This window comes from Akkermansiaceae bacterium (assembly GCA_017798145.1).
Classification (GTDB): domain Bacteria; phylum Verrucomicrobiota; class Verrucomicrobiia; order Verrucomicrobiales; family Akkermansiaceae; genus Luteolibacter.
The window spans coordinates 3,293,488-3,314,169 of record CP059069.1; the positions used below are offsets into that span (position 1 = coordinate 3,293,488).

22 protein-coding genes are annotated in these 20,682 nt (G+C 60.3%); 18 read left to right on the forward strand and 4 right to left on the reverse strand.

The genetic code is table 11. From position 1 onward, the window contains the following. Positions 1 to 89: 89 nt before the first annotated feature. From HZ994_14050 to HZ994_14080, 7 genes are all read left to right on the forward strand, one after another. The gene (locus tag HZ994_14050; GenBank protein QTN33389.1) at positions 90 to 1,694 is read left to right on the forward strand and encodes an SAM-dependent DNA methyltransferase; all 1,605 of its coding nucleotides are present in this window, start codon (positions 90 to 92) and stop codon (positions 1,692 to 1,694) included. Positions 1,695 to 1,792: 98 nt separating this feature from the next. Beyond that, positions 1,793 to 2,179: a hypothetical protein gene (locus tag HZ994_14055; protein ID QTN33390.1), complete on the forward strand. Its 387-nt coding sequence runs from the start codon at positions 1,793 to 1,795 to the stop codon at positions 2,177 to 2,179. Continuing rightward, positions 2,176 to 3,372 carry a restriction endonuclease subunit S gene (locus HZ994_14060; GenBank protein QTN33391.1) on the forward strand — a complete coding sequence of 399 codons (1,197 nt, stop codon included), beginning with the start codon at positions 2,176 to 2,178 and terminating at the stop codon, positions 3,370 to 3,372. The genes HZ994_14055 and HZ994_14060 overlap by 4 nt, the downstream gene beginning before the upstream one ends. A 6-nt stretch (positions 3,373 to 3,378) precedes the next feature. Further along, positions 3,379 to 4,197: a hypothetical protein gene (locus HZ994_14065; GenBank protein ID QTN33392.1), complete on the forward strand. Its 819-nt coding sequence runs from the start codon at positions 3,379 to 3,381 to the stop codon at positions 4,195 to 4,197. Then, a complete protein-coding gene (locus HZ994_14070) occupies positions 4,194 to 4,904 on the forward strand; it encodes a DUF3800 domain-containing protein (protein QTN33393.1) in 711 nt (236 codons plus the stop codon). Before HZ994_14065 ends, HZ994_14070 begins: the two co-directional genes overlap by 4 nt. After that, on the forward strand, positions 4,904 to 5,383 hold the full coding sequence (locus tag HZ994_14075; protein QTN33394.1) for a hypothetical protein: 480 nt from the start codon (positions 4,904 to 4,906) through the stop codon (positions 5,381 to 5,383). The genes HZ994_14070 and HZ994_14075 overlap by 1 nt, the downstream gene beginning before the upstream one ends. 114 nt (positions 5,384 to 5,497) lie before the next feature. After that, positions 5,498 to 8,635: a type I restriction endonuclease subunit R gene (locus HZ994_14080; protein QTN33395.1), complete on the forward strand. Its 3,138-nt coding sequence runs from the start codon at positions 5,498 to 5,500 to the stop codon at positions 8,633 to 8,635. A gap of 59 nt (positions 8,636 to 8,694) precedes the next feature. On the opposite strand, the gene pyrE is transcribed toward HZ994_14080, so the two are convergent. Further along, on the reverse strand, positions 8,695 to 9,261 hold the full coding sequence (gene pyrE / locus HZ994_14085) for an orotate phosphoribosyltransferase (GenBank protein ID QTN33396.1): 567 nt from the start codon (positions 9,259 to 9,261) through the stop codon (positions 8,695 to 8,697). Positions 9,262 to 9,484: 223 nt separating this feature from the next. Between pyrE and HZ994_14090 the strand changes: the two genes are divergently transcribed. The 5 genes from HZ994_14090 to HZ994_14110 are packed head-to-tail and all read left to right on the forward strand — an operon-like array spanning position 9,485 to position 12,397. Next, positions 9,485 to 10,147 (forward strand): sigma-70 family RNA polymerase sigma factor, encoded by a 663-nt coding sequence (locus HZ994_14090; GenBank protein ID QTN33397.1) that lies wholly within the window; start codon positions 9,485 to 9,487, stop codon positions 10,145 to 10,147. Further along, positions 10,128 to 10,721 carry a hypothetical protein gene (locus HZ994_14095; protein QTN33398.1) on the forward strand — a complete coding sequence of 198 codons (594 nt, stop codon included), beginning with the start codon at positions 10,128 to 10,130 and terminating at the stop codon, positions 10,719 to 10,721. The genes HZ994_14090 and HZ994_14095 overlap by 20 nt, the downstream gene beginning before the upstream one ends. Next, positions 10,718 to 11,215 carry a hypothetical protein gene (locus HZ994_14100; protein ID QTN33399.1) on the forward strand — a complete coding sequence of 166 codons (498 nt, stop codon included), beginning with the start codon at positions 10,718 to 10,720 and terminating at the stop codon, positions 11,213 to 11,215. Before HZ994_14095 ends, HZ994_14100 begins: the two co-directional genes overlap by 4 nt. Before the next feature lie 25 nt (positions 11,216 to 11,240). Continuing rightward, positions 11,241 to 11,921: a DUF1573 domain-containing protein gene (locus HZ994_14105; GenBank protein QTN33400.1), complete on the forward strand. Its 681-nt coding sequence runs from the start codon at positions 11,241 to 11,243 to the stop codon at positions 11,919 to 11,921. Beyond that, positions 11,921 to 12,397, forward strand: coding sequence for a hypothetical protein (locus tag HZ994_14110; GenBank protein ID QTN33401.1), 477 nt, complete (start codon positions 11,921 to 11,923; stop codon positions 12,395 to 12,397). The genes HZ994_14105 and HZ994_14110 overlap by 1 nt, the downstream gene beginning before the upstream one ends. On the opposite strand, the gene HZ994_14115 is transcribed toward HZ994_14110, so the two are convergent. After that, on the reverse strand, positions 12,372 to 13,235 hold the full coding sequence (locus tag HZ994_14115; protein ID QTN33402.1) for a hypothetical protein: 864 nt from the start codon (positions 13,233 to 13,235) through the stop codon (positions 12,372 to 12,374). The two genes, HZ994_14110 and HZ994_14115, sit on opposite strands and share 26 nt — an antisense overlap. A 13-nt stretch (positions 13,236 to 13,248) precedes the next feature. On the opposite strand from HZ994_14115, the gene HZ994_14120 reads away from it, so the two are divergent. The 6 genes from HZ994_14120 (at position 13,249) to HZ994_14145 (ending at position 17,613) form a co-directional block, all read left to right on the forward strand. Then, positions 13,249 to 13,437 (forward strand): hypothetical protein, encoded by a 189-nt coding sequence (locus HZ994_14120; protein QTN33403.1) that lies wholly within the window; start codon positions 13,249 to 13,251, stop codon positions 13,435 to 13,437. Between the two features lie 466 nt (positions 13,438 to 13,903). Beyond that, the gene (locus tag HZ994_14125; GenBank protein ID QTN33404.1) at positions 13,904 to 14,239 is read left to right on the forward strand and encodes an integration host factor subunit beta; all 336 of its coding nucleotides are present in this window, start codon (positions 13,904 to 13,906) and stop codon (positions 14,237 to 14,239) included. A 12-nt stretch (positions 14,240 to 14,251) separates the two neighbouring features. Then, positions 14,252 to 14,776 (forward strand): septal ring lytic transglycosylase RlpA family protein, encoded by a 525-nt coding sequence (locus HZ994_14130; protein QTN33405.1) that lies wholly within the window; start codon positions 14,252 to 14,254, stop codon positions 14,774 to 14,776. A 64-nt stretch (positions 14,777 to 14,840) separates the two neighbouring features. Next, complete coding sequence (gene lpxK / locus HZ994_14135) at positions 14,841 to 16,052, forward strand: tetraacyldisaccharide 4'-kinase (GenBank protein QTN33406.1); 1,212 nt, start codon at positions 14,841 to 14,843, stop codon at positions 16,050 to 16,052. A gap of 17 nt (positions 16,053 to 16,069) precedes the next feature. After that, positions 16,070 to 16,699, forward strand: coding sequence for a phosphoribosylglycinamide formyltransferase (locus tag HZ994_14140; GenBank protein QTN33407.1), 630 nt, complete (start codon positions 16,070 to 16,072; stop codon positions 16,697 to 16,699). After that, on the forward strand, positions 16,696 to 17,613 hold the full coding sequence (locus HZ994_14145; GenBank protein ID QTN33408.1) for an AAA family ATPase: 918 nt from the start codon (positions 16,696 to 16,698) through the stop codon (positions 17,611 to 17,613). Before HZ994_14140 ends, HZ994_14145 begins: the two co-directional genes overlap by 4 nt. Positions 17,614 to 17,812: 199 nt before the next feature. Here the strand turns inward: HZ994_14145 and HZ994_14150 are convergent, their stop codons facing one another. After that, positions 17,813 to 18,859 (reverse strand): hypothetical protein, encoded by a 1,047-nt coding sequence (locus HZ994_14150; GenBank protein ID QTN33409.1) that lies wholly within the window; start codon positions 18,857 to 18,859, stop codon positions 17,813 to 17,815. 7 nt (positions 18,860 to 18,866) lie between these two features. Beyond that, positions 18,867 to 20,597 carry a 4-alpha-glucanotransferase gene (locus HZ994_14155; protein ID QTN33410.1) on the reverse strand — a complete coding sequence of 577 codons (1,731 nt, stop codon included), beginning with the start codon at positions 20,595 to 20,597 and terminating at the stop codon, positions 18,867 to 18,869. Between the last annotated feature and the right edge of the window lie 85 nt (positions 20,598 to 20,682).

Here is a 20,682-nt window from a genome sequence, read left to right on the forward strand (position 1 = left end):
ATCACGCCGGGCAGGTATAGTCAGCCACTCCCTATTCCGGCCTTTTATTCTTCCCGCTAGGACGGAAAGCGTTAGAACTGCATTAACACATGCATTGGACAGAACCCGCCACCGCCGACGACTCCCACGCCGCCCTGGAGAAAAAGCTCTGGGATGCTGCGAACATGCTCTGGGCTGGGGCGGATCTGAAGCCTTCCGAATACTCGCCGACCGTGCTCGGGCTGATCTTCCTGCGCTATGCGGATGTCCGCTTTGCGGCGGTGGAGAAGGATCTGAAACCGCAGGCGGGATCTCGCAGGAAGATAGGGGCGACGGATTACCATGCCGCCGGGGTCATCTACCTGCCGGAAAACGCCCGTTTCGCGGAGCTGCTGGCCTTGCCGGAAGGCGCGAACACCGGGCAGTCCATCAATGACGCCATGCGCGCCATCGAGAAGGAGAACCCGGATCTCGCCGATGTGCTGCCCAAGACCTACCACATCCTCGACAGCCGCACGCTCGCGGAGCTGCTGAAGGTCATGGCCTCCATCCCCATGGACAAGGGCGGCGATACCTTCGGCCTGATCTACGAATACTTCCTCGGGAAATTCGCCATGACGGAGGGACAGAAGGGCGGGGAGTTCTACACGCCCACCTCCATCGTCAAGCTCATCGTGGAGATCCTGGAGCCTTACCACGGGCGCATCCTGGATCCCGCCTGCGGCTCCGGCGGCATGTTCATCCAGTCCGCCCGCTTTGTGGAGGAACATAGGAAAAACCCCACCACGGACATTTCCGTCCACGGCCAGGAGCGGGTCACGGATACCTCGCGGCTCGCGCGGCTGAACCTCGCCGTCCACGGGCTGAACGGGGACATCAAGCAGGGGAACACCTACTACGAGGATCTCCAGGACTCCGTCGGCCGCTTCGATTTCGTGCTGGCGAACCCTCCGTTCAACGTCAGCAAGATCGACAAGGAAAGGCTCTCCGGCGATCCGCGCTACCCCTTCGGTATCCCGCGCACGGACAACGGGAACTACCTCTGGATCCAGCACTTCCACTCCGCGCTGAACCGCACGGGACGCGCCGGATTCGTCATGGCAAACTCCGCCGCCGATGCCCGCGCCTCCGAGCAGGAGATCCGGGAAAAGATCATCCGCGCCGGGGATGTGGATGTCATGGTCGCCATCGGGCCGAACTTCTTCTTCACCGTCACCCTGCCCTGCACCCTCTGGTTCTTCGACAAAGGCAAATCAAAAATCCACAATCAACAATCATCAATCGGCAATCGAAAGGACACCGTCCTCTTCATCGACGCCCGCCACATCTACCGCCAGCTCGACCGCGCCCACCGCGATTTCACCCCCGCCCAGCTCGAGTTCCTCGCTAACCTCGTCCGCTTCCATCGCGGCGAGGATCTGGAGTTCGCCCACGGCTCCGAGGGGAAATGGGAGGAAACCTTCGGCGATGCAGCGGGCTACACCGATGTCCCGGGGCTATGCAAAGCGGCGACCCTCGCCGAAATCGAAGCCCAGGGCTGGTCGCTCAACCCCGGCCGCTACGTCGGCGTCGCCAAGGGCGAGGATCTCAGCGATGAGGATTTCAAGGAACAACTCGAAGCGCTGAACGAGGAGCTTGAAGTGCTGAATACCGAGGCGCGGGAGCTTGAGGAGAGGATTGCGGAAAACGTCGTGGAACTGTTGGAAACAAGATAATGGCAACTCTCATCCAGGCGGCCACGCCATATTCTTGCGCTCTAGCATGCATAGAATCTATTTTTCGAGACGTTGGGACCGACTTTTCCCAACAGGTAATGTTTGAGAAGCTGGAAGGACAATTTCCAGAATGGGAAGAGCACCTTGGAAATACCCGAATTGCAGATCTTCCACGAATTTTTGAAGCGGCCGGGATTCCCGCGGAGATGCTGCAACCGAATGATGTTCCGGAAACAGTAGAGCTATTCGCTGAGTCACTGGGCGCAATAGTTAGTCGGGAGAAATGGTGGAAGGACGAATCGAAGTGTGAATTGATCGATAACTGGCATGCGATGCGGCTCATTGAAATACGGGATACTGAGCTAGTTGTAATGAATCCCGGTTACGCTCCTCGACAATCAAGGTTGGAATCTCTTCCTATACGCGATCTCAAGGCAATAGGATCTCGAATATTCGTCTTTAGAAGACGGGAGGAAAACGCATGAAGCTCACCAATCAGCCAGCGAAATCGACACGCCTCGATGAACTCGGGTTCGTGAGTCGGGGGCGTTCGCGCCATCGGCCTCGAAATGACGCGTCGCTTTATGGGGGCGAGTATCCGTTCTTCCAAACCGGCGACATTAAGGCCGCGAACCTTTATCTGACAGAATACTCACAGACCTACAGTGAAGCGGGCTTGGCTCAAAGCAAGATGTGGGACAAGGGGACACTTTGCATTACGATCGCGGCAAATATCGCAGAGACGGCAATACTCGGTATTTCGGGCTGTTTTCCGGATAGCGTTGTTGGTTTCGTTCCCGATCCAGACAAGGCGGACGTGAAGTTCATTAAATACTACATCGATATCCTGAAGTTGGGAATGCAGAGCATTTCTCGCGGCACGACTCAGGACAACATGAGTGTAGAGAAATTAATGTCGTTTGATTTCAACGTCCCTGATCTCCCCACCCAACGCAAGATCGCGGGCATCCTCTCGGCCTACGACGACTTGATCGAGAACAACCTGCGCCGCATCAAGATCCTGGAGCAGATGGCGCAATCCCTCTACCGCGAGTGGTTCGTCCACTTCCGCTTCCCCGGCCACGAATCCGCAACCTTCAAAGACTCCGAACTCGGCCGGATTCCGGAAGGGTGGGAGGTGAAGAAGTTGGGACAAGTCGCAAAAATCGTCATGGGCCTCTCGCCAAAAGGCGACACCTACAACGATCAAGGTGATGGTATGCCACTGGTCAATGGTCCGGTTGAATTTTCAGAGCGATTCACTAAGCGCATCAAGTGGACGACTTCACCCACCAAAACGTGCAAAGCTGGCGATCTGGTAGTTTGCGTACGTGGATCAACGACAGGTAAGAACGTCAAAAGTGACGGCGAGTATTGTCTTGGACGCGGTGTTTGCTCCATCAGTTCTGAACATCAAGGCTTCGTAGATCAAATGTTCGCCAATGAACTGCCGACTCTTCTTGGCATGACCAGCGGATCGACTTTTCCAAGTTGGACCGGTCCCGTTCTACAATCGCATCCCGTGATTTTGCCGCCGAAGACTTTGGTCGCTGAATTTGATCGGATTGCACGACCCATGTCAGACGAGATTCAAAAGCTCGCCTGTAAGAACGATAATCTTCGCCGCACCCGCGACCTTCTGCTGCCGAAGTTGCTGAACGGTATTTCAGAATCCTAACTGCCAATGTCCAGCATCACCACCATTGAAAAACGGCATCTCGAAGACCTTTTCGAGATGAGTGGTGGCTTTGTCCTCAAATTTAGCAACCGCAACCGTTTTGCAGAAGCCGTGCGCGATGCAACGGGGTTGGATATTGAAGATTCAAGATATGCCTCCCAGGGGACATCAATGGCAAAGCGGCTTCGAGCATTTTGGTCGCAGGAATCGGATCAAGTCGCAGGCCGGCTGATCAGTGCGTTTGTCAGCTATGCAGAAACGTTTAATTCACCAGATCCCAAAATGGTTGCGACCTGCCGTCAGATCGCTCGTCGATTGACTGGTGAGTCTCAATCCTTCGATTCGATCACGGAAAGCCAGTTCCTTTCCCACGAATACCCTGAGGTGAAGTTCGATCACCTGCCTATCGAGTCCGGATTTGTTCCCGTGATTCAGCAGCGATGGCAGGAGGTGAGGAAATGCATGGATGCAGGTGCTGACCTTTCGGCGATTATCCTGCTTGGCAGCATGCTGGAAGGCATTCTTTTGGGAGCGGCACAATCGAATTCAAAGGCATTCAATCAATCATCTGCGGCCCCGAAGGATGATAGCGAAAAGGTTTTGCCTCATTGGAAATGGAATCTCTCCCAACTCATCGATGCCGCCTACGGCATCGGAATGCTCAAACTGGATGTAAAAAAGTTCAGCCACGCGCTGCGTGATTTCAGGAACTATATTCACCCTTATCAGCAGAAGATTTCTGGATTCAACCCAGATCAAGATACTGCTCGAATTTGTGTTCACGTTTTCCGCGCGGCGGTGAATCAACTTTCCAAAAGCCAATGAGCGAGATTTACAACATTTACTGTGACGAAAGCTGCCATCTGGAAAACGACGGCCAGAAGAGCATGGTGCTAGGTGCCATTTCGTGCCCCAAGGATAAGGCCCGTGAGATCGCTGTTCGTTTGCGTGAGTTGAAGCAGGAGTGGGGCATGTCACGGCATATGGAGGTAAAGTGGAGCAGTGTGGCTCCGGCAAAGCTGGATTTCTACCGGCACTGGCTGGACTACTTTTTCGATGACGATGATCTGAGCTTCCGGGCGCTGGTGATTCCCCGGAAAGCGGAACTGGAACATGGCAAATACGGTCAAAGCCATGACGACTGGTATTGGAAGATGTATTTCGACATGCTTAAAGCGGTGCTGAGGGAGGACAGGCGCTACCGGATCTTTCTCGACATCAAGGACACGCTTGGCGGGAAAAGGGTGGCCAAGCTGCACGACGTGCTTTGCAACAATCTCTATGATTTTGATCGGGAGATCGTCAGCTCCGTCCAGCTCGTGCATTCCCATGAGATCGAGCAGATGCAGCTTACGGATCTATTGATAGGGGCATTGTCTTATCAGGCGCGGGGGCTCAAAACCAGTCCGGCCAAACTCGAACTGATTAAGCGTTTCAAGGAAAGGAGCAGGCTCTCGCTTGAACGCTCGACACTCCTTGGCGCAAAGAAAGTGAACCTGCTTTTCTGGCAACCCAATTTCCCCAAAGACTGATGGCAACGGACGATTGGCTGCCTCCCTTGATGGAGTTCAACGACTACGGGGGTGACTGGAATGCCTACCTTGACGCGATCTATGCGGCGTTTCGGAAGGATTTCGTGACCTCCAAGGCTTCGTTTCGCGGGCGTCGGCTGGGCTTGAAGCGTTATCCGGAATACGATGGCAAGGAGGCGACGTTCTGGCACATGACTTCCGAGGGGAGTGTGGAAGAGGAAAGGATTCCGGATTTTCGTCGCTGTGAGCGTATCCGCTGGCCGCGGCCGCTGATCGAGCACGAGGCGGAGCCTGAGGTGCTGGTATGGATTGAGCCCCGTGGGGCGAACGATGACCGGATCCACATCTACCTGCCGGACGAGCGTTATCTGGTCGTGCTGGCGGATCGCGGAAACTACATCCTACCTTGGACGGCGTTCTACATTGAGCACGAAAACGGGCACCGGAAATACCTGAAACGCCATGCACTCCACTCCTAAAATAGCTGAAGCCGCCCCGAAGGACGGCCTCGTAACTCCTTCCACAGCATGGTGGATGAGATGCAGAACCAGTAACACGTGGTTCCGAGGAGTCAACCCCTGAAATCCCAAACCATGGCCTCCACCTACACCGAAGACCACCTCGTCGAGCAGCCTGCGATCCAGCTCATGCAGCATGAGCTGGGGTGGGATGTGATGAATTGCTTCGGGGAATGGCAAGGTGGGGTGAGTGATCTTGGGCGGGAGGGGAAGCGGGAGGTGGTTTTGACGGGACGGCTGAGGGCGGCGCTGCTTTCCCTGAATCCGGATCTGCCGGAGGAGGCGATTGATGTGGCGGTGGAGGAGCTTTCACGGGACAGGACGGCGCTGAGTCTGGTGGAGGCGAACCGGGAGATAGCCAAGCTGCTGAAAGGCGGGGTGACGGTGAAGTTCCCCGACAAGGAGAATGGCGGGCAGCGGGTGGAGGTGGTGGCGGTGATCGATTGGGAGGTGCCGGAGAACAACGATTTCCTGCTGGCCTCGCAGTTCTGGGTGGCGGGGGAGTATTATACGAAAAGGCCGGATCTGATCGGTTTCGTGAACGGTCTGCCGCTTGTGCTGATGGAGCTGAAAGCGCCGGGCGAGAATGTGCGGCAGGGTTACGACAAGAACATCGCGGACTACAAGGGTTCGATCCCGCAGCTTTTCCACTATAACGGGTTGATCATCGTATCCAACGGGGTGCAGAGCAAGATCGGCAGCCTGACGGCGAAGTGGGAGCACTACGGGGATTGGAAAAAGGCGGTGAGCGAGGAGGAGGCACCGGACATTTCCCTGAACACCCTGCTGCGCGGGACTTGCGACAAGGGGCGGCTGCTGGATCTGGTGGAGAATTTTTCCCGCTTCTCCGATGAGAAGGGGAAGACGCAGAAGCTGGTGGCGAGAAACCATCAGTTCCTGGGGGTGAACCGTGCGGTGGAGGCGCTGAAGCAGGCGAAGGATGGGAGGATAGGGGTTTTCTGGCACACGCAGGGATCGGGGAAGAGTTACTCGATGGTGTTCTTCGCGGAGAAGGTGTTCCGCAAGATCGCGGGGAACTGGACCTTCGTGGTGATCACGGACAGGATGGAGCTGGATAGACAGATCTCCGATACTTTCGCAAACTGCGGGGCGGCGAACGGCAAGAACTCGAAGGCGACGAGCGCGAGCCATCTGCGGGAGCTGCTGACGGCGGATCACCGGTATGTGTTCACGCTGATCCATAAGTTCCGCACGGAGCCGGGGACGCTGCATCCGGTGCTCTCGGAGCGGGACGACATCATCGTGCTGACGGATGAGGCGCACCGCAGCCAATACGATACGCTGGCGATGAACATGCGCACGGCGCTGCCGAATGCGAAGTTCGTGGCATTCACGGGAACCCCGCTGATCGCCGGGGAGGAGAGGACGCGGGAGGTTTTTGGCGAATACGTGAGCATCTATGATTTCAAGCAGTCCGTGGAGGACGGTGCGACGGTGCCGCTCTACTATGAGAACCGGACGAAGGAGCTGGAGATCACGAACCCGGAGCTGAACGAGGAGATCTACCAGACCATCGAGGACGCGGGGCTGGACGAGGATCAGGAGGAGAAGCTCAAGAAGGTGCTGGGTCAGAAATACCATCTCATCACCCGCGACGACAGGCTGGACGAGGTGGCGAAGGACATCGTGCACCATTTCCTGAACCGCGGCTACCAGGGCAAGGCGATGGTGGTATCCATCGACAAGCTGACGACCCTGCGGATGTTCGAAAAGGTCAAGGCGGAGTGGAATGCGGAGACGGCACGGGTGAGAGCGAGGCTAGCGAAGATGAGCCCGCAGTTTCCGGAATACGAAGAACTGAACGCGCGGCTCAAGAATCTGGTGGAGACGGATATGGCGGTGGTCGTCTCACCGGGTCAGAACGAGATCACGGAGATGGCGGCGAAGGGATTCGATATCCTGCCGCACCGGGAGCGGATGGTGAAAGAGGATCTGGAGGAGAAGTTCAAGAATCCGGAGGACAAGTTCCGCCTGGTCTTCGTCTGTGCGATGTGGCTCACGGGCTTCGATGCGCCGAGTTGCTCGACTCTCTATCTCGACAAGCCGATGCGCGGCCACACGCTGATGCAGACCATCGCCCGCGCGAACCGGGTCTATGGCGACAAGGTGAACGGCCTGATCGTGGACTACGCGAATGTTTTCCAGGAACTGGAGAAGGCACTGGCGATCTACGGAGCGGGCGGCAGCGGCGGGGAACTGCCGGTCAAAGACAAGACCGAGCTGGTGGAGGCGCTGAAAATCGCGCTGGAACAGGTGACGGAGTATTGCCGGAAACAGAATGTGGATCTGGCGGCGATCCCGAACTCCTCGGACAAGCTTTTCATCCCTGCGGTGAACCAACTGATGCGCACGGACGAGGTGCGGGATGAATTTCTAGCGCAATCCAATGATGTCGCGAGGCTCTACAAGGCCGTGATGCCGGATCCGGTGATCCCCCTGCTGGCACCGAAGGCGCAGCTGATTGCGGAGCTGGCGAAATCGGTAAGGGCAACGAAGGATGCAGTGAACATCACCGAGGTGATGGAGAAGATTTCGGGTGTGCTGGATGGATCTATCGTGACGACGGCGAAGGAAGAGCCGGGTGCGCCTGCGAAGACGATCGACCTGAGCAAGATCGACTACGGGGCGCTGGCGAGGAAGTTCGAGAAGAGCAAGACGAAGAACATCGAGGCGCAGCAACTGCGGGCGCTGATCGAGCGGAAGCTGGACAACCTGATACGACTGAACGCGAGCCGTTACGATTTCCTCGACCGCTTCCAGAAGATGATCGAGGCATACAACAGCGGGGCGCTGAGCATCGAGCAGTTGTTCGCGGATCTGGTGACCTTCACCAAGGATCTCAGCGAAGAGGAGCAGCGCCACCTGCGGGAAAACGTCAGCGAGGAAGAGCTGGCGGTGTTCGATATCCTCACAAGGCCGGGTCCGGATCTTTCCCCGCAGGAGACGGAAGCGATCAAGAAGGTCTGCCGGGACTTGCTGGCGAAGCTGAAGACCGAGAAACTGGTGCTGGAATGGAGAACCAGACGCACGACCCGCGCGGCTGTGCGGGTGGAGATCGAGAAGATGCTGGATTCCGGATTGCCGGAGAAATACACCACCGAACTCTTCGAATCCAAATGCGGAGCGCTGTTCCAGCACGTGCTCGAAAAGTATCCGGATCAGGGGGCGAGTGTTTACGGAGAGGCGAGCTGAAGCTCGCGGTCCGATGGGGAATCATATGATGGGCGACCGTAGATCGCCCCCACGTGCTTTCAAGAGAGCAGCGTCGTCCGCGTGAAGAGCGGGATGACGTGGATGCCGCGTGCTTCGATGGCCTGGCGGCCGCCTTCCTCACGGTCCACCAGGACGATGCAGAATTTCACATGGCCGCCTTCCTTTTCGATGGCGTCGATGGCTTTGAGGGTGGAGCCGCCGGTGGTGATGACGTCATCGACGACGATGACGTTCTGGCCGGGGGCGAAGTTGCCTTCGATCTGCTTCCCTGCGCCGTGGCCTTTGGGTTCCTTGCGGACGGTGAAGACCTGGAGGGCTTCGTCCGGATGGGAGCGGGCGGAGGCCATGCCGATCGCGAGGGAGATGGGGTCGGCCCCGAGGGTCATGCCGCCGATGGCCTGGATGGAGAGCTTTTCGGAATGGATCTTGGAACGGACTGCGTGCCATCCGAGATCCCCGATGAGGGCGGCGCCGAAGGGATCGAGGGCGGTGACGCGGCAGTCGATGTAGAGGTCGGAATGTTTCCCGGAGGCGAGGGTGAAGCTGCCGGTGCGGACGGATTTTTTCAGGAGCAGGGCTTTGAGGTCGGCTGTGGTCTGGAGCATGTGGTGAGGATGAATGGCCGTGCCCGAACGTCCAACCATTTCAGCGCCGCGTGCCGCAGCGTCCGCCCGGCGTTGCATGGCGCGGCCATCAGGGAATCTCACGGAAACGCCATGAGACCCCAGGCGTCCTGGCGGCACCCTTCATTCTGACATTGCGCCGCCGCCCTGCCGCCTGCAACATCCCTACGGCGTATGTTGCTCCGCCATTTTCCCTACGAAACCGATGAATAAGCCGAGAGGTGATGCGTCCAAACCAGTGCCAAGTCCGCAAGGATCCGCAGACACGGATGCTGCGGCGGGGGATGCCGAAGAGGATTCCGCGCTGGTGGGCTTGGCGCAGCAGGGTGACATGCGTGCCTACGACGCGCTGGTCATCCGCCATCAGGGAAGGATTTACGCAATGATACGGAACATGGTCAAAAACGACGCCGATGCCTGGGATCTCTCCCAGGATGTCTTCGTGAAGGCGTGGCAGGCACTGCCGCGCTTCGAGGCGCGTGCCCGTTTTTCCACCTGGCTGTTCCGCATCGCCCACAACACCGTCTACGACTGGGTGCGGAAACGCAAGATCGAGGGCGCCGGCGAGCTCAACGACGAGATCTTCAACCGCGACAGCATCGAGGCCTCCGCGCGCACGGCTCCGTCCGTTGCCGATGCCCCGGATGATGCCCTTTCCAACACCGAACTGCGCGCAAAGATCGAGGAAGCCCTGGGGAAACTCAGCGAAGAACACCGCGAGGCCGTGATCCTCAAGGATGTGCAGGGGCTTTCCTACAAGGAAATCGCCGAGGTGATGGGCAGCACCCTCGGTACCGTGATGAGCCGCCTCTTTTACGCCCGCCAGAAACTCCAAACCCTCCTGAAAGATGAATACGAATCCCGATGAAACCAAGCTGGCACTTTGGCTGGACGATGAGCTGACCGGTGCCGAGCTCGCCGCCATGGATGCGTGGGCGGCGGACAAGCCGGAGCAACTCGCCGCCCGCGGGGAGCTGCGCCGTTACCGGAACATGATGGCCTCAGCACTGCCTGCCAGCGAGGAGCCGCCGTATCCGGATTTTTTCCTCAGCCGCGTAAACCAAGGCATCAGGGATCTCCAGGCTGCGCAAACAGCACCCGCACCTGCCGCAGCCCCATTCTGGAAATCCTGGCTCATGCCCATCGCCGCCTGTGCGGGGATGGTGCTCGCCTTCGGGATAGGTCGGCACGCCTCTCCGGACGGTGGCCAGCCGCTTACCGTTGTGCCACCGGCGACGCCGCGCATCTACACGCCGGAAGAGGGCGTGGATGCCGAGTGGTTTGCCAGCACCGGTGCCGGTGCGAATGTGATCGTCCTCCAGGGCGTCAGCGCGATCCCTGACTCCACGGACTTCTCGGAAACCGTTTACGTGCCCACCGCCCGGGAGTCCGACAGGACGGCCGGGCAGCGCAAGCAAGACCCCGAATCCAGCACCCAATGAAATCCTTCCGACATCTCTCGCTAGGCTTATTGCTGGCACTCGCATCGCTGCAGGCCCCGGCTCGCGCTCAGGAGGATCCGGGCCGGGCAAAGGTCGGCCAGCTTGAGGTGACGGTGTATTTTGCCACCGACGGGGATCCGCAGGCCGCTGGGGCAAATGCCAGGGAAATTTCCGAAGAGCTCCGGGCGCGGCTGATCAGTGAGGAAAAACTCAGATTCTCCCACTACCGCGCGCTTGGCGCCGAGACTCAGCCGATTTTCCGCAGCTATGAGAACTGGGCGCAGCCGCTCAAGCCATCCGATGAGATCCTCGTGCGTTTCGAGACCCGCATCCAACCGCAGGAGGATTCCGTCCTGCTCGACCTGGAGCTCTGGCTTGCGCGGAAAAAAATCCTCAAGACCGACGCCCATCTGCGTCGGAGTCACCCCTTTACGTGCTGGGTCCCCGAATGGCGCGGCGGGCGACTCATCATCGCCGTTGAGCTTGCGAACTGAACCGAGACGCGCAATGATGAACTCCATGAAAGCCCTAGCACTGCTCCTGTTGCTTGCCGCCGCCCTTCCGGCCGCCGCCGCCCTCCGCTTTGAGGCACCGTCCATCAAGGCCGAGGCGAACCTAGATGACAAGTTCATCACCAGGGATTTCAAGTTCACCAACAGCGGAGACAAAGCGGTTACGATCAGGGAAGCCGATGCCGGCTGCTCTTGCCTTGCCATTCAGGTGGCGGGCGGCAAGCTCAATTACGCCCCCGGCGAAACCGGCACCCTCCGCGCCGTCTTCGAGCTTGGAAGCTTCCAGGGCACCGTGGAAAAGCAGATCAATGTCTGGCTGGAAGGCGATCCCGAGGAAAAGCCATCCACGACCCTCTCGATGAGCGTCCACATCCCTGTCATCATCAGCGTGGAACCAAAAAGCGTGAAATGGCAGGTCGGCGGGCCGGCGGACATGCAGGTCATCGAGGTGACCATGGATTACGGGAAGCCGATCCGCGTCACTTCCGTAGCAACCGGCAACGACATGTTTTCCGCGGAACTCGTGACCATCGAGGAGGGGAAACGCTACGCGATCCAGGTCAAGCCGGCGAAAGGGACGGATGCGGGCGGCCTTGCGGTTGTCCGCATCGAGACGGATGTGGATGTCGAGAAACAGCGCGTCCAGCAGGCATTCGCGGTCATTTCCGCACCCATCGGAAAGCGCTGATGAACACCGCCGCCGCGCAGCTTGGCGTGATTGCCGCAATGTCCCTGGCTGCGGCCGGAGCCACTTGGCTCTTGAAAGGGCCGCCAGCCCCACCTGCTGCCTTCCACTGCGATGCGAAGGAAATCGGGGAGGATGAGATATGCCTTGCCGATGTCGCCGGGAATGTCATCTGGGTGGATGCCCGTACACGCTCCGAGTGGGAGGAAAACGGCCTGGATGGGTCCATCCTCTGGAACATGGACCCCAAGGAGGATCAGAATGAAATGGAAGCCGGTGCGATGATGCGCATCGCCGCCGCAGGTGCCGATCTCGTGGTGGTCTATTGCGGCAGCAAGGCCTGCGGCACCAGCAAGGAAATCGCACACCGCATCCGCGCCCTCGGTACAGGCACGAAGGTGAAAACCCTCCACGGCGGCTGGGATGCGCTACGGGGGCGGGGGAGGAATCCGCTCACGGATTCCAGTTCAGGGCCTTGATATCGAGCGCTTCGAGGTACGGTTTCTCAGGATCCTCCTCCATGTTCCAGCGCATGAACACGGTGCACGGCTTCGCCAGCCCGTAGGTGAAGCCGGAGTTTTCGTCCCTGAGCATCGCGCCGATCTTGGATTGTTTCCCGAAATATGCCTTCGCGATTTCCTTGGTATGATCCGTTGCCAGGACATCAAGCGTGAACTTTTTGTCGGCCCCGGGGACATCGTCGTAGCAGAATGCGCCAGCCGACACGATGACCTGGAAGGTGTCGGCCTCTTCCGACGGTTTCTCCGCATAGCGCGCAAACCTGCCACCGAAGAGATCAAGGAACGGATCCACCACCACCTTCGGCGGGCTCGTCCCGCGCGTGCGGACAAGCATGGTCTGGGGATCCTGGCCGCCGTCTGCGGTAGCGAACACGACATGGTAGTAGTAATCAACCGTCTGCTCGATGGAATTGATCTCGCGGACATCGACCGTCGTGCCCAGCACCTCCGGGAGCGGGCCGTCGAGAGGCGAGCCGATCAGATCCTCCTCCGGGCGCTTGGTCTCGATGTGCGGCATGCGCTCCTCGAGGGATTTCATGCCGAGGAATTCCTCCAGCAACTCCAGCGCCGCGATGCCGCCGTCCACCGGCTGCTCTGCGGGCGTGGATGCATCCCCGGCATCGCCTATCACAGGCATAGACGGCTCGCCGACAGGAAGCGCGGGCTGGCTGTCCGTGTTGGTGAGCGCCTCGAAGCTGTTATCGTTGCCGGCCTCAGGCTCCAGAACGCCGTTCTCGGCGACGGGCTTGGCACTCAGGCCGCCATCCCTCTGAAGGAAGGTTTTGACCCCATACATTACGCCTATAGCAATGCAGACGAAGGTCATGGGAACCATCAGCCGCAGAAAACGGTTCCGATGGGGTCTGTGGCGCGGCGGGCCAGCGGCACCTGCCTTCGTGCTGATCGATCCGCTCGGCTCCGGCCTGACCCTGGTCTGTGACGGTGCCGTATCGGCCGCCGGCAGCTGTCTGGGTTCGGGGCGCAGCACGCCTGGCTGACCCGTCACAGGCTGGGGCGTCCTGTTGTATTGCGGCAGTGGCGCTTGCCTTGGCGCTTGGTAAGCCGGCTCAGGGGCTGGCGCTGGCTGGCGTTGCCGATAATGCTGCTGGAGCGGATCCGGCGCATGAGGTGTCATCGAAAACGGTGCCTGGATGAGCACCTGGCAAGAGGGGCAGGGGCCTGTCACTCCTCCCATGCTTGCGGGCACGTTGAGCTTTACGCCACACGCCGGGCATAGGAACAGGATATCGTCGCTGGCATTCAAACCGGGCGATCCATAGCCGAAACGACTCGCTTAGTCAATCTTTCAGAAAACTTAAATGTTGCGGCCGGATGGTTCAACCGCCTTCACGCTGGGATGTCCTGAACTGGCATGGAACTGGCTGGAACATCCTTTTTTGGCGCGACAAGCGGCGCGCCATCTGCTTTAACCGCCGAGTCCATCCGCACATTTCATCTAACACAATGCCGTCATCCACCACAAAGCGCCAACTCGTTTCCAGGATCACCGACAAGCTAGGCCTCAAGGGCGTGGCGATCACGCAGCAGGACACCACCATGGTGATCCAGTCGTTCATCGATGAGGTCATGGAATCCCTCGCCAACGGAAACAATGTGGTGCTCAGGAACTTCGGGGTTTTCGAAGTCAAGGAGATGAAGGCCAAGGTCGGCCGCAATCCGAAGGATCCGGGAAAGCTTGTCACCATCCCCGCCCGCGCCGCGGTGAAGTTCAAGCCGGGCAAGGAGATGAAGGAAAAGGTCGCCGCCAGCCTCCAGCTCATCCGGGAGCGTGAGCAATAGGACAAGCCGCAGATGATACTCGGGCTTCCATCCGCAATCCGCCTCATCCCCTTCGCGGCGGTGGTGCTTGCCGGCTGCATTTCCTGCTCCTCGCGCCCCTCGGGCTACTCCGGCTACATGACCCGTTCCTACACAGTCCGTGGCCAGACATATCACCCCATGAGCGTCGAGCAGGCGCTGGGCCACAGGGAAACAGGCATCTGTTCCTGGTACGACGAATCGAGTTTCTTCGGCCTGAAACGCGGCAACACCTCGCTCGGCGAAAAAGTCCAGCCATGGCACATGACAGGCGCACACAAGACATTGCCGCTGCCCTGCCTCGTCAAGGTCACCAACATGGAGAACGGCCGCTCGGTCAAGCTACGCATCAACGACCGCGGCCCCTTCATCCCGGGGCGGCATCTGGATGTGACACCCCGCGCCGCCAAAAAGCTCGGCTTCCACGGCGATGGGCTGACCCGCACGCGCCTCGAGGTGCTTTCCGTAGGCGATGGGAGCTACCGCCGGAAATCCCGGGGAGGCTTCCTTTTCTGGTGAAAGCTACCGCACGTCGGGCTTGTCCGCCGCCGGGGGAACGCCCACCCTTGCCCATGCAGGAAACATGAAAGAGCGGATCGACGAGCTGGAACAATGGGGGGCGGATGTGATTTTCGGCCGCGCCAAGGGCTTCCGCGCCAGCCTCATGCGCATGCTCATGTTCGGCCTTTCCGGCATTTTCCGCATCCTCGTGCAACTGCGCATCGCGCGCTACCGCAGTGGCTGGAAGCCCCAGGAATTCCTCGGCGTCCAGGTCGTCTCCATCGGCAACATCACCCTCGGCGGCACCGGCAAGACCCCTGTCGTGGAGCTCCTCGCGAAATCCCTGCGCGACCGCGGCAGGAAGGTCGCCATCCTCTCACGCGGCTATAAGAGCAAGAAGCTCGACCGCGCCCAGAAATGGACGGGTGCGGATGGAAGACCGTTCCCCGCCGATCGCATGCCCAAGGTCGTCTCCACCGGCTCCGCCCTGCTCTTGGATTCCAAGTTCGCGGGGGACGAGCCCTTCATGCTCGCGAAGAACCTGGATGGTGTCGCCGTCGTCGTGGACAAGAACCGCGTCAAAGGCGGGCGTTTCGCCATCGGCGAGATGAAGTCCGAGATCCTGATGCTTGATGACGGCATGCAATACCTCGATCTCGCCCACTCCATCGACATCGTCCTGATCGACTCGAAGTCCCCTTTCGGCACAGGCTCTCTCCTCCCGCGCGGCACCCTCCGGGAGCCGCCGCGCAACCTCCGCCGCGCCTCCTACATCCTCATCACGAAGTGTGACGGCACGGCGAACGGAGAACTCATCGCCCGCATCCGGAAATACAATGCCACGGCTGAGATCATCGAGTGTGCCCACGGCCCCATCCATCTGGAAAACCTATACACCCGGGAGCGCGAGCCGCTCTCGTTCCTGGAGGGGAAATGGGTCGGTGCGATCAGCGCCATCGCCGTCCCTGAGAATTTCGAGAAATCCCTGGCAGCCCTCGGGGCGAAGGTGGAGATACGCCGCCGATTTTCCGACCACCACCGCTTCACCCGCCGGGATGTGGACCAGTTCATGCAGCGCTGCGTGGAGCGGGACATGGAGATCATTGTCACCACGGAAAAAGACGCCGTCCGTTTCCCCAAGCCCACGGAAATCAACGTCCCCATCTACTTCCTCCGCATCGAGGTGGAGATCCTTTCCGGGCAGGAGGCTTGGGACGGGATGGTGGACCTCATCTGCAACCCGCCCCCTGTCAGGGATTCCGTCCTCAGGAATGCCGGTGAATTCCGGGTGTGACGGGGAAATCCAAAGGAATGGAACTTGAACCTTGGCACCCGCCCGCTGTCGTTTACACAAGGTCCGTGCTCTCCCTCGGAATACTCGGCTCAGGCTCCGGCTCGAACATGCAGGCCATCCTGGATGCCATCGCTGCGGGCGGCCTGTCCGCTCGCGTCGCCCTCGTCCTTTCCGACAATCCATCCGCCCAGATCCTCGCGCGCGCGCAAGCCAACGGCATCCCGGCGGGCGTCATCGACTGCTCCCCGCACCGGATGAAATTTCCGGAGGAAACGCAGCGTGAAACCGCCCGGCGGCTCATCGCGGCAGGTGTGGACCTGGTCTGTCTGGCCGGATTCATGCGTCTCGTGAAAAAGCCGCTGCTCGATGCCTTTCCCGCCCGCATCCTGAACATCCACCCATCCTTGCTGCCCGCCTTTCCCGGCCTGGAGGCATGGAAGCAGGCCATTGCTGTGGGCGCGGAGGAAAGCGGAGCCACCGTCCACCTGGTCGATTCCGGGATGGATACCGGCCCCATCCTTGCGCAGGCCCGGGTCGGTGTCCTTCCCGGTGATACCCCGGAATCCCTCCACGCCCGCATCCAGGCGGCGGAGCACCGGCTCTACCCGGAAACCATCGCGAACTACGCCAGCCAGCTCAACCTATGAATCCCGACGCACTCCAGCCCCTCCTCCAGCATCTTTCCGAAACCGTGATCGGCGCGGAGGAGCCAGCCCGCATGTTGGTCACCGCGCTACTTGCCGATGGCCATGTCCTCATCGAGGGTGCCCCGGGGATAGGCAAGACAACCCTCGCCCACACCCTCGCCACTTCCATGGGAGGCACCTTCAAGCGTGTGCAGTTCACCCCGGACCTGCTGCCCTCGGACCTGCTAGGCTACAACCTCTACCGCTCCGCCACCGGAGGCTTCGAGTTCATACCCGGCCCCGTTTTCGCAAACTGCCTGCTGGCGGATGAGATCAACCGCACCTCCCCGCGCGTCCAGTCCGCGCTGCTGGAAAGCATGAACGAGGGCAACGTCACCATCGACGGTGTGACCCACGGGCTGCCCAAGCCGTTCATGGTCATTGCCACCCAGAACGACACCCACACCGCAGGCACGTTCCCGCTGCCCGAGCCTCAGCTCGACCGCTTCCTGCTTTCCCTGGAGATGACCCTCCCTGATGCGGCGAAACAGGCAGAGATCATCCTTTCCCACGCCTCACGGTGGGGGGCCGCAGCGCCTGCGCCGGACTTCGGCCTCGCCCGCGAGGCGATCCTGGCCCTCCAGGAAAAAGCCGCGCAGGTTCCGGTCTCGCGCGCCATCGCGAAATACATCACCGCCCTCTGCGAGGCCTTGCGCAAGCTCGCGGGTTCCGATCAGAGCGTATCGGTGCGCGCCTCCCTCGCCATCCTCCGTGCCGCCCGTGCGAACGCTTTCCTGGATTCAGCCCCCGCCGTCCACCCGGATCACGTTCAGGCAATCTTCCCCGCCGTCATGCGCCATCGAATCTTGGCGGACGAGAGCTTCGATGCCCTGGAGCTGATCGGCATCGCACTTTCGAAAACGGCGATCCCGTAGGCAGTGGGGAAGTGATCCGCAATTCCCCAATCGCACCCCCCCTCACATCCCAGACCGACCTTTTCGCGGAAGTCCCGCTCGGTGCATTCCCGGATCATCCCCCTGGAGAACTGGACAGATGATGAGCCCTTCCGCGATGGCGGGGGCTTTGCCAAAATAATGGGGAAGAACTGCGGGCGCGGTCAGCCGGGGAAAAATTTCAAGGCTGCTGAGGGATTTCTATGACCAGGTTGTCAAACAAGGCATCCCCGCCGAGGCGTCCGCTGCGGTCAAGGCTGATCGAGCCGAGGGCGCCGATCTGCGCCGCGGGCACGGTGATGCGGGTCGAGAATTTCCGTGCTTCCTTTCCCTTCGGGATGACTGAGGGGCGCAGTTCCACATCGCCGTTGGGCAGCCTCTCGACGCCGATGACCATGATGGCAAGGCTGTCGGTGGCGGGCGTGAAGCCCATGTCCTTGTTCGGCGTGAGCGATTCATGGGTGTCGATGAGTTCGAAGCGGAAGCCTCCGCCATCGTATCCGGGATGGAAAAGTGTGCGCACTTTTCCGACGGAGACGCCGATGTGGTAGGCGCTTACGCCGCCGGGGGCGCCTCCCAGCATCACCTCGATGCTGAAACGGTCCGGGAAGGTGTCTTTCCCGGTGAGCTTCCCGGCAGGGAGGATGAGGCGCTGGTCGCCCTCGATCGGCCCCCTGCCGGAGAGGATGAGGGTGCCCTTGGCGACCTTGCCGGTGAGGCCGGGGCTGGCATCGAATGTGAAATCGCGGTATTGCTTTCCGATGTCGGGGGCATCGTCCCGAAAAATCTCCGAGTAGAGGATAGGTGTTCCCCTGGGCGGTTCCACGCCTTGCTTTTCGCGGTGCAGGCTGGCGAGGGCGTAATTCAGGAGAGCCGGGCGCTGCCAGATGCCGTTCCCGCCGAGCTGTCCGCGGATTTCACGGATGCGGAAGTCCACTTCCGGATCACCGCTTTCCTTCAGCCCGTCCAACCACGGTTTTGCATCCAGTCCCATGCGCTGGATTTCCTTTTGCGCACCCTCCCGGGTGGCGAAGTTCTCGGAGGAAAGGAGGGAGACGAGCTCCAGGAAACGTTTTTCGGAAACGGCGCCCGCGACCTCGGGCAAGGCATCGCCGAGGGCGACGCCCTCTTCCGCAAGGAGTTGGAGACGCCAGTCCTGATGCTGCGCGGCGAGGCCGGAGGCGGCGCACCATGCGAGAGTCGGGATCAGCAATTTGGCCGGTTTCATGGCATGATCATGAAGGGGATGGGCACAACGCCGCATGGGGCTTGCGTCCGGTGACGGAAATGAGGTTTGCCAGGATGCGCCCGTGTTCCGCCATCTCGTGGGAGGAGATGTTGAGCCGGAGGCGCCAGTTCCCAGCACCGGCCGTGCCGGGGGTGTTGATGCGATCCCTGAGGGCGAAGAGATCCGTCACCATGAGCACCGCGTAGCGGGAGTTCGATTCCAGGAGCGTCTTGATGAGGCGCCAGTGGATCGCATCGGAGTACGGGGGCCAATCGTTGTGCGCTGGAATGGGGATGCCGGAGAATCCCGCGAGAAGGCGAAGCGCGTGAGCGGCGCCCTCCGCGGCCCAGTGGCCTTGCTCGGTGGGGTTTTCGTGCTGGATGAGTATGGTTTTGCGGCAGTTCTCCCAAGTGGCGCAGAGGGAGTCGTGATCGTGGGTGGAGTAGGAGGCGAAGGAGTTTTGCGGGAAAACATTGCCCATGACGGGGGAGCCGTCCTGATAGGAATCCCAATGCGGGATGCGGTATCCTGCGATGCCGAGCTCCCCGAGATGCGGGCGGACATATTCGGGAACCCAGCCGAGATCCTCCGCGATGATCTCGGCATCACCGGCGGCATCCAGGATGGCACGGAGGCGGAAATCGCCGTTGGCGAGGTTCGTGGCCTTGTTTTCATGGGAGTCATCCGCATGGATGAACCAGCGGGGCAGGCGGCCATCGGTGAGATCCGCAGCTTCGCCATGGCCGAGGCCGAGGAAGCGGTGGTTGTCGCGCGGGTGCCACGGGAATCCGTAGATGCGGTAGAATCCGAGGATGTGGTCGATGCGGAACATGTTGAAAATTTCCGTGAGGCGGGAAATGCGCTCCCGCCACCATGAGAAGCCGTCCTGGGCCATCGCGTCCCAATCGTAGAGCGGCACGCCCCAGTTCTGGCCCCATTCGTGGATGAAGGGGTTTTCCGAGGAGTAGCCTTCGGGCGGGGTGCCGCCGAACCAGTTGGTGTGGAATCCCGCGCGGTGGAAGAAGACATCCGCGGAGTGGAAGGAGACGCCGATTGGGAGGTCACCCATGAGCTTGACCCCGCAGAGATCGGCATGGGCGCGGACGGCGCGCCATTGCCGGAAGCAGAGCCATTGGACATATGCGAAGCGATCCAGCCGGGACTCGATGTGGCCGGGGTTCCGCGCCCTGAGGGCGGCGGCAAAGCGGCGTGCGGAATCCGGGCAGCGGGATTCTTCGGGCCACTGGTCCCAGCTGAGGTGCTCGCCATGGATTTCCATGAGCAGGCGGAAAAGGCAGTAGTCCGGCAGCCAGGCCGCGCTGCGGTCGCGGAAGGCCAGGAACTCCGCCGCAGGGGCGGACTCGGCGGCACCCATGAAGCGGGCGAAGGAGATCTCGAGAAGATGGTTCTTCGCGGCGCGCACCGAGGGATAATCGATGAGATGGGCGGAAACGTGAGCGCCGAGCGTGTTGCGCGCGGCATCCGTTTCCGCGCGGGTGAGGAAGGGGATTTCTCCGTCGCCGAAGGAAAGGTAGATGGGGTCGAGGGCGATGGAGGAGATGCCGGAATAAGGGCTTTCATCGGTGCCGTTCTCGTTGATGGGGAGAAGCTGGAGGAAGCCGATGCCGTGTGCGGCCGCCCAATCGATCCAATGGCGCATTCCTGCGGTATCGCCGATCCCGAGGTCGCCATGGATCCGGGTGGAGAATGCCGGGATCAGTAGGCCGGTGGTTTTCACTCCGGGATCCTTATTCCCGATTTGCGGTGTCTGGAAGTATGAAATGGGGTGGGATTCCCCTCGGTGAGTGATGCTGGCCAGCGGC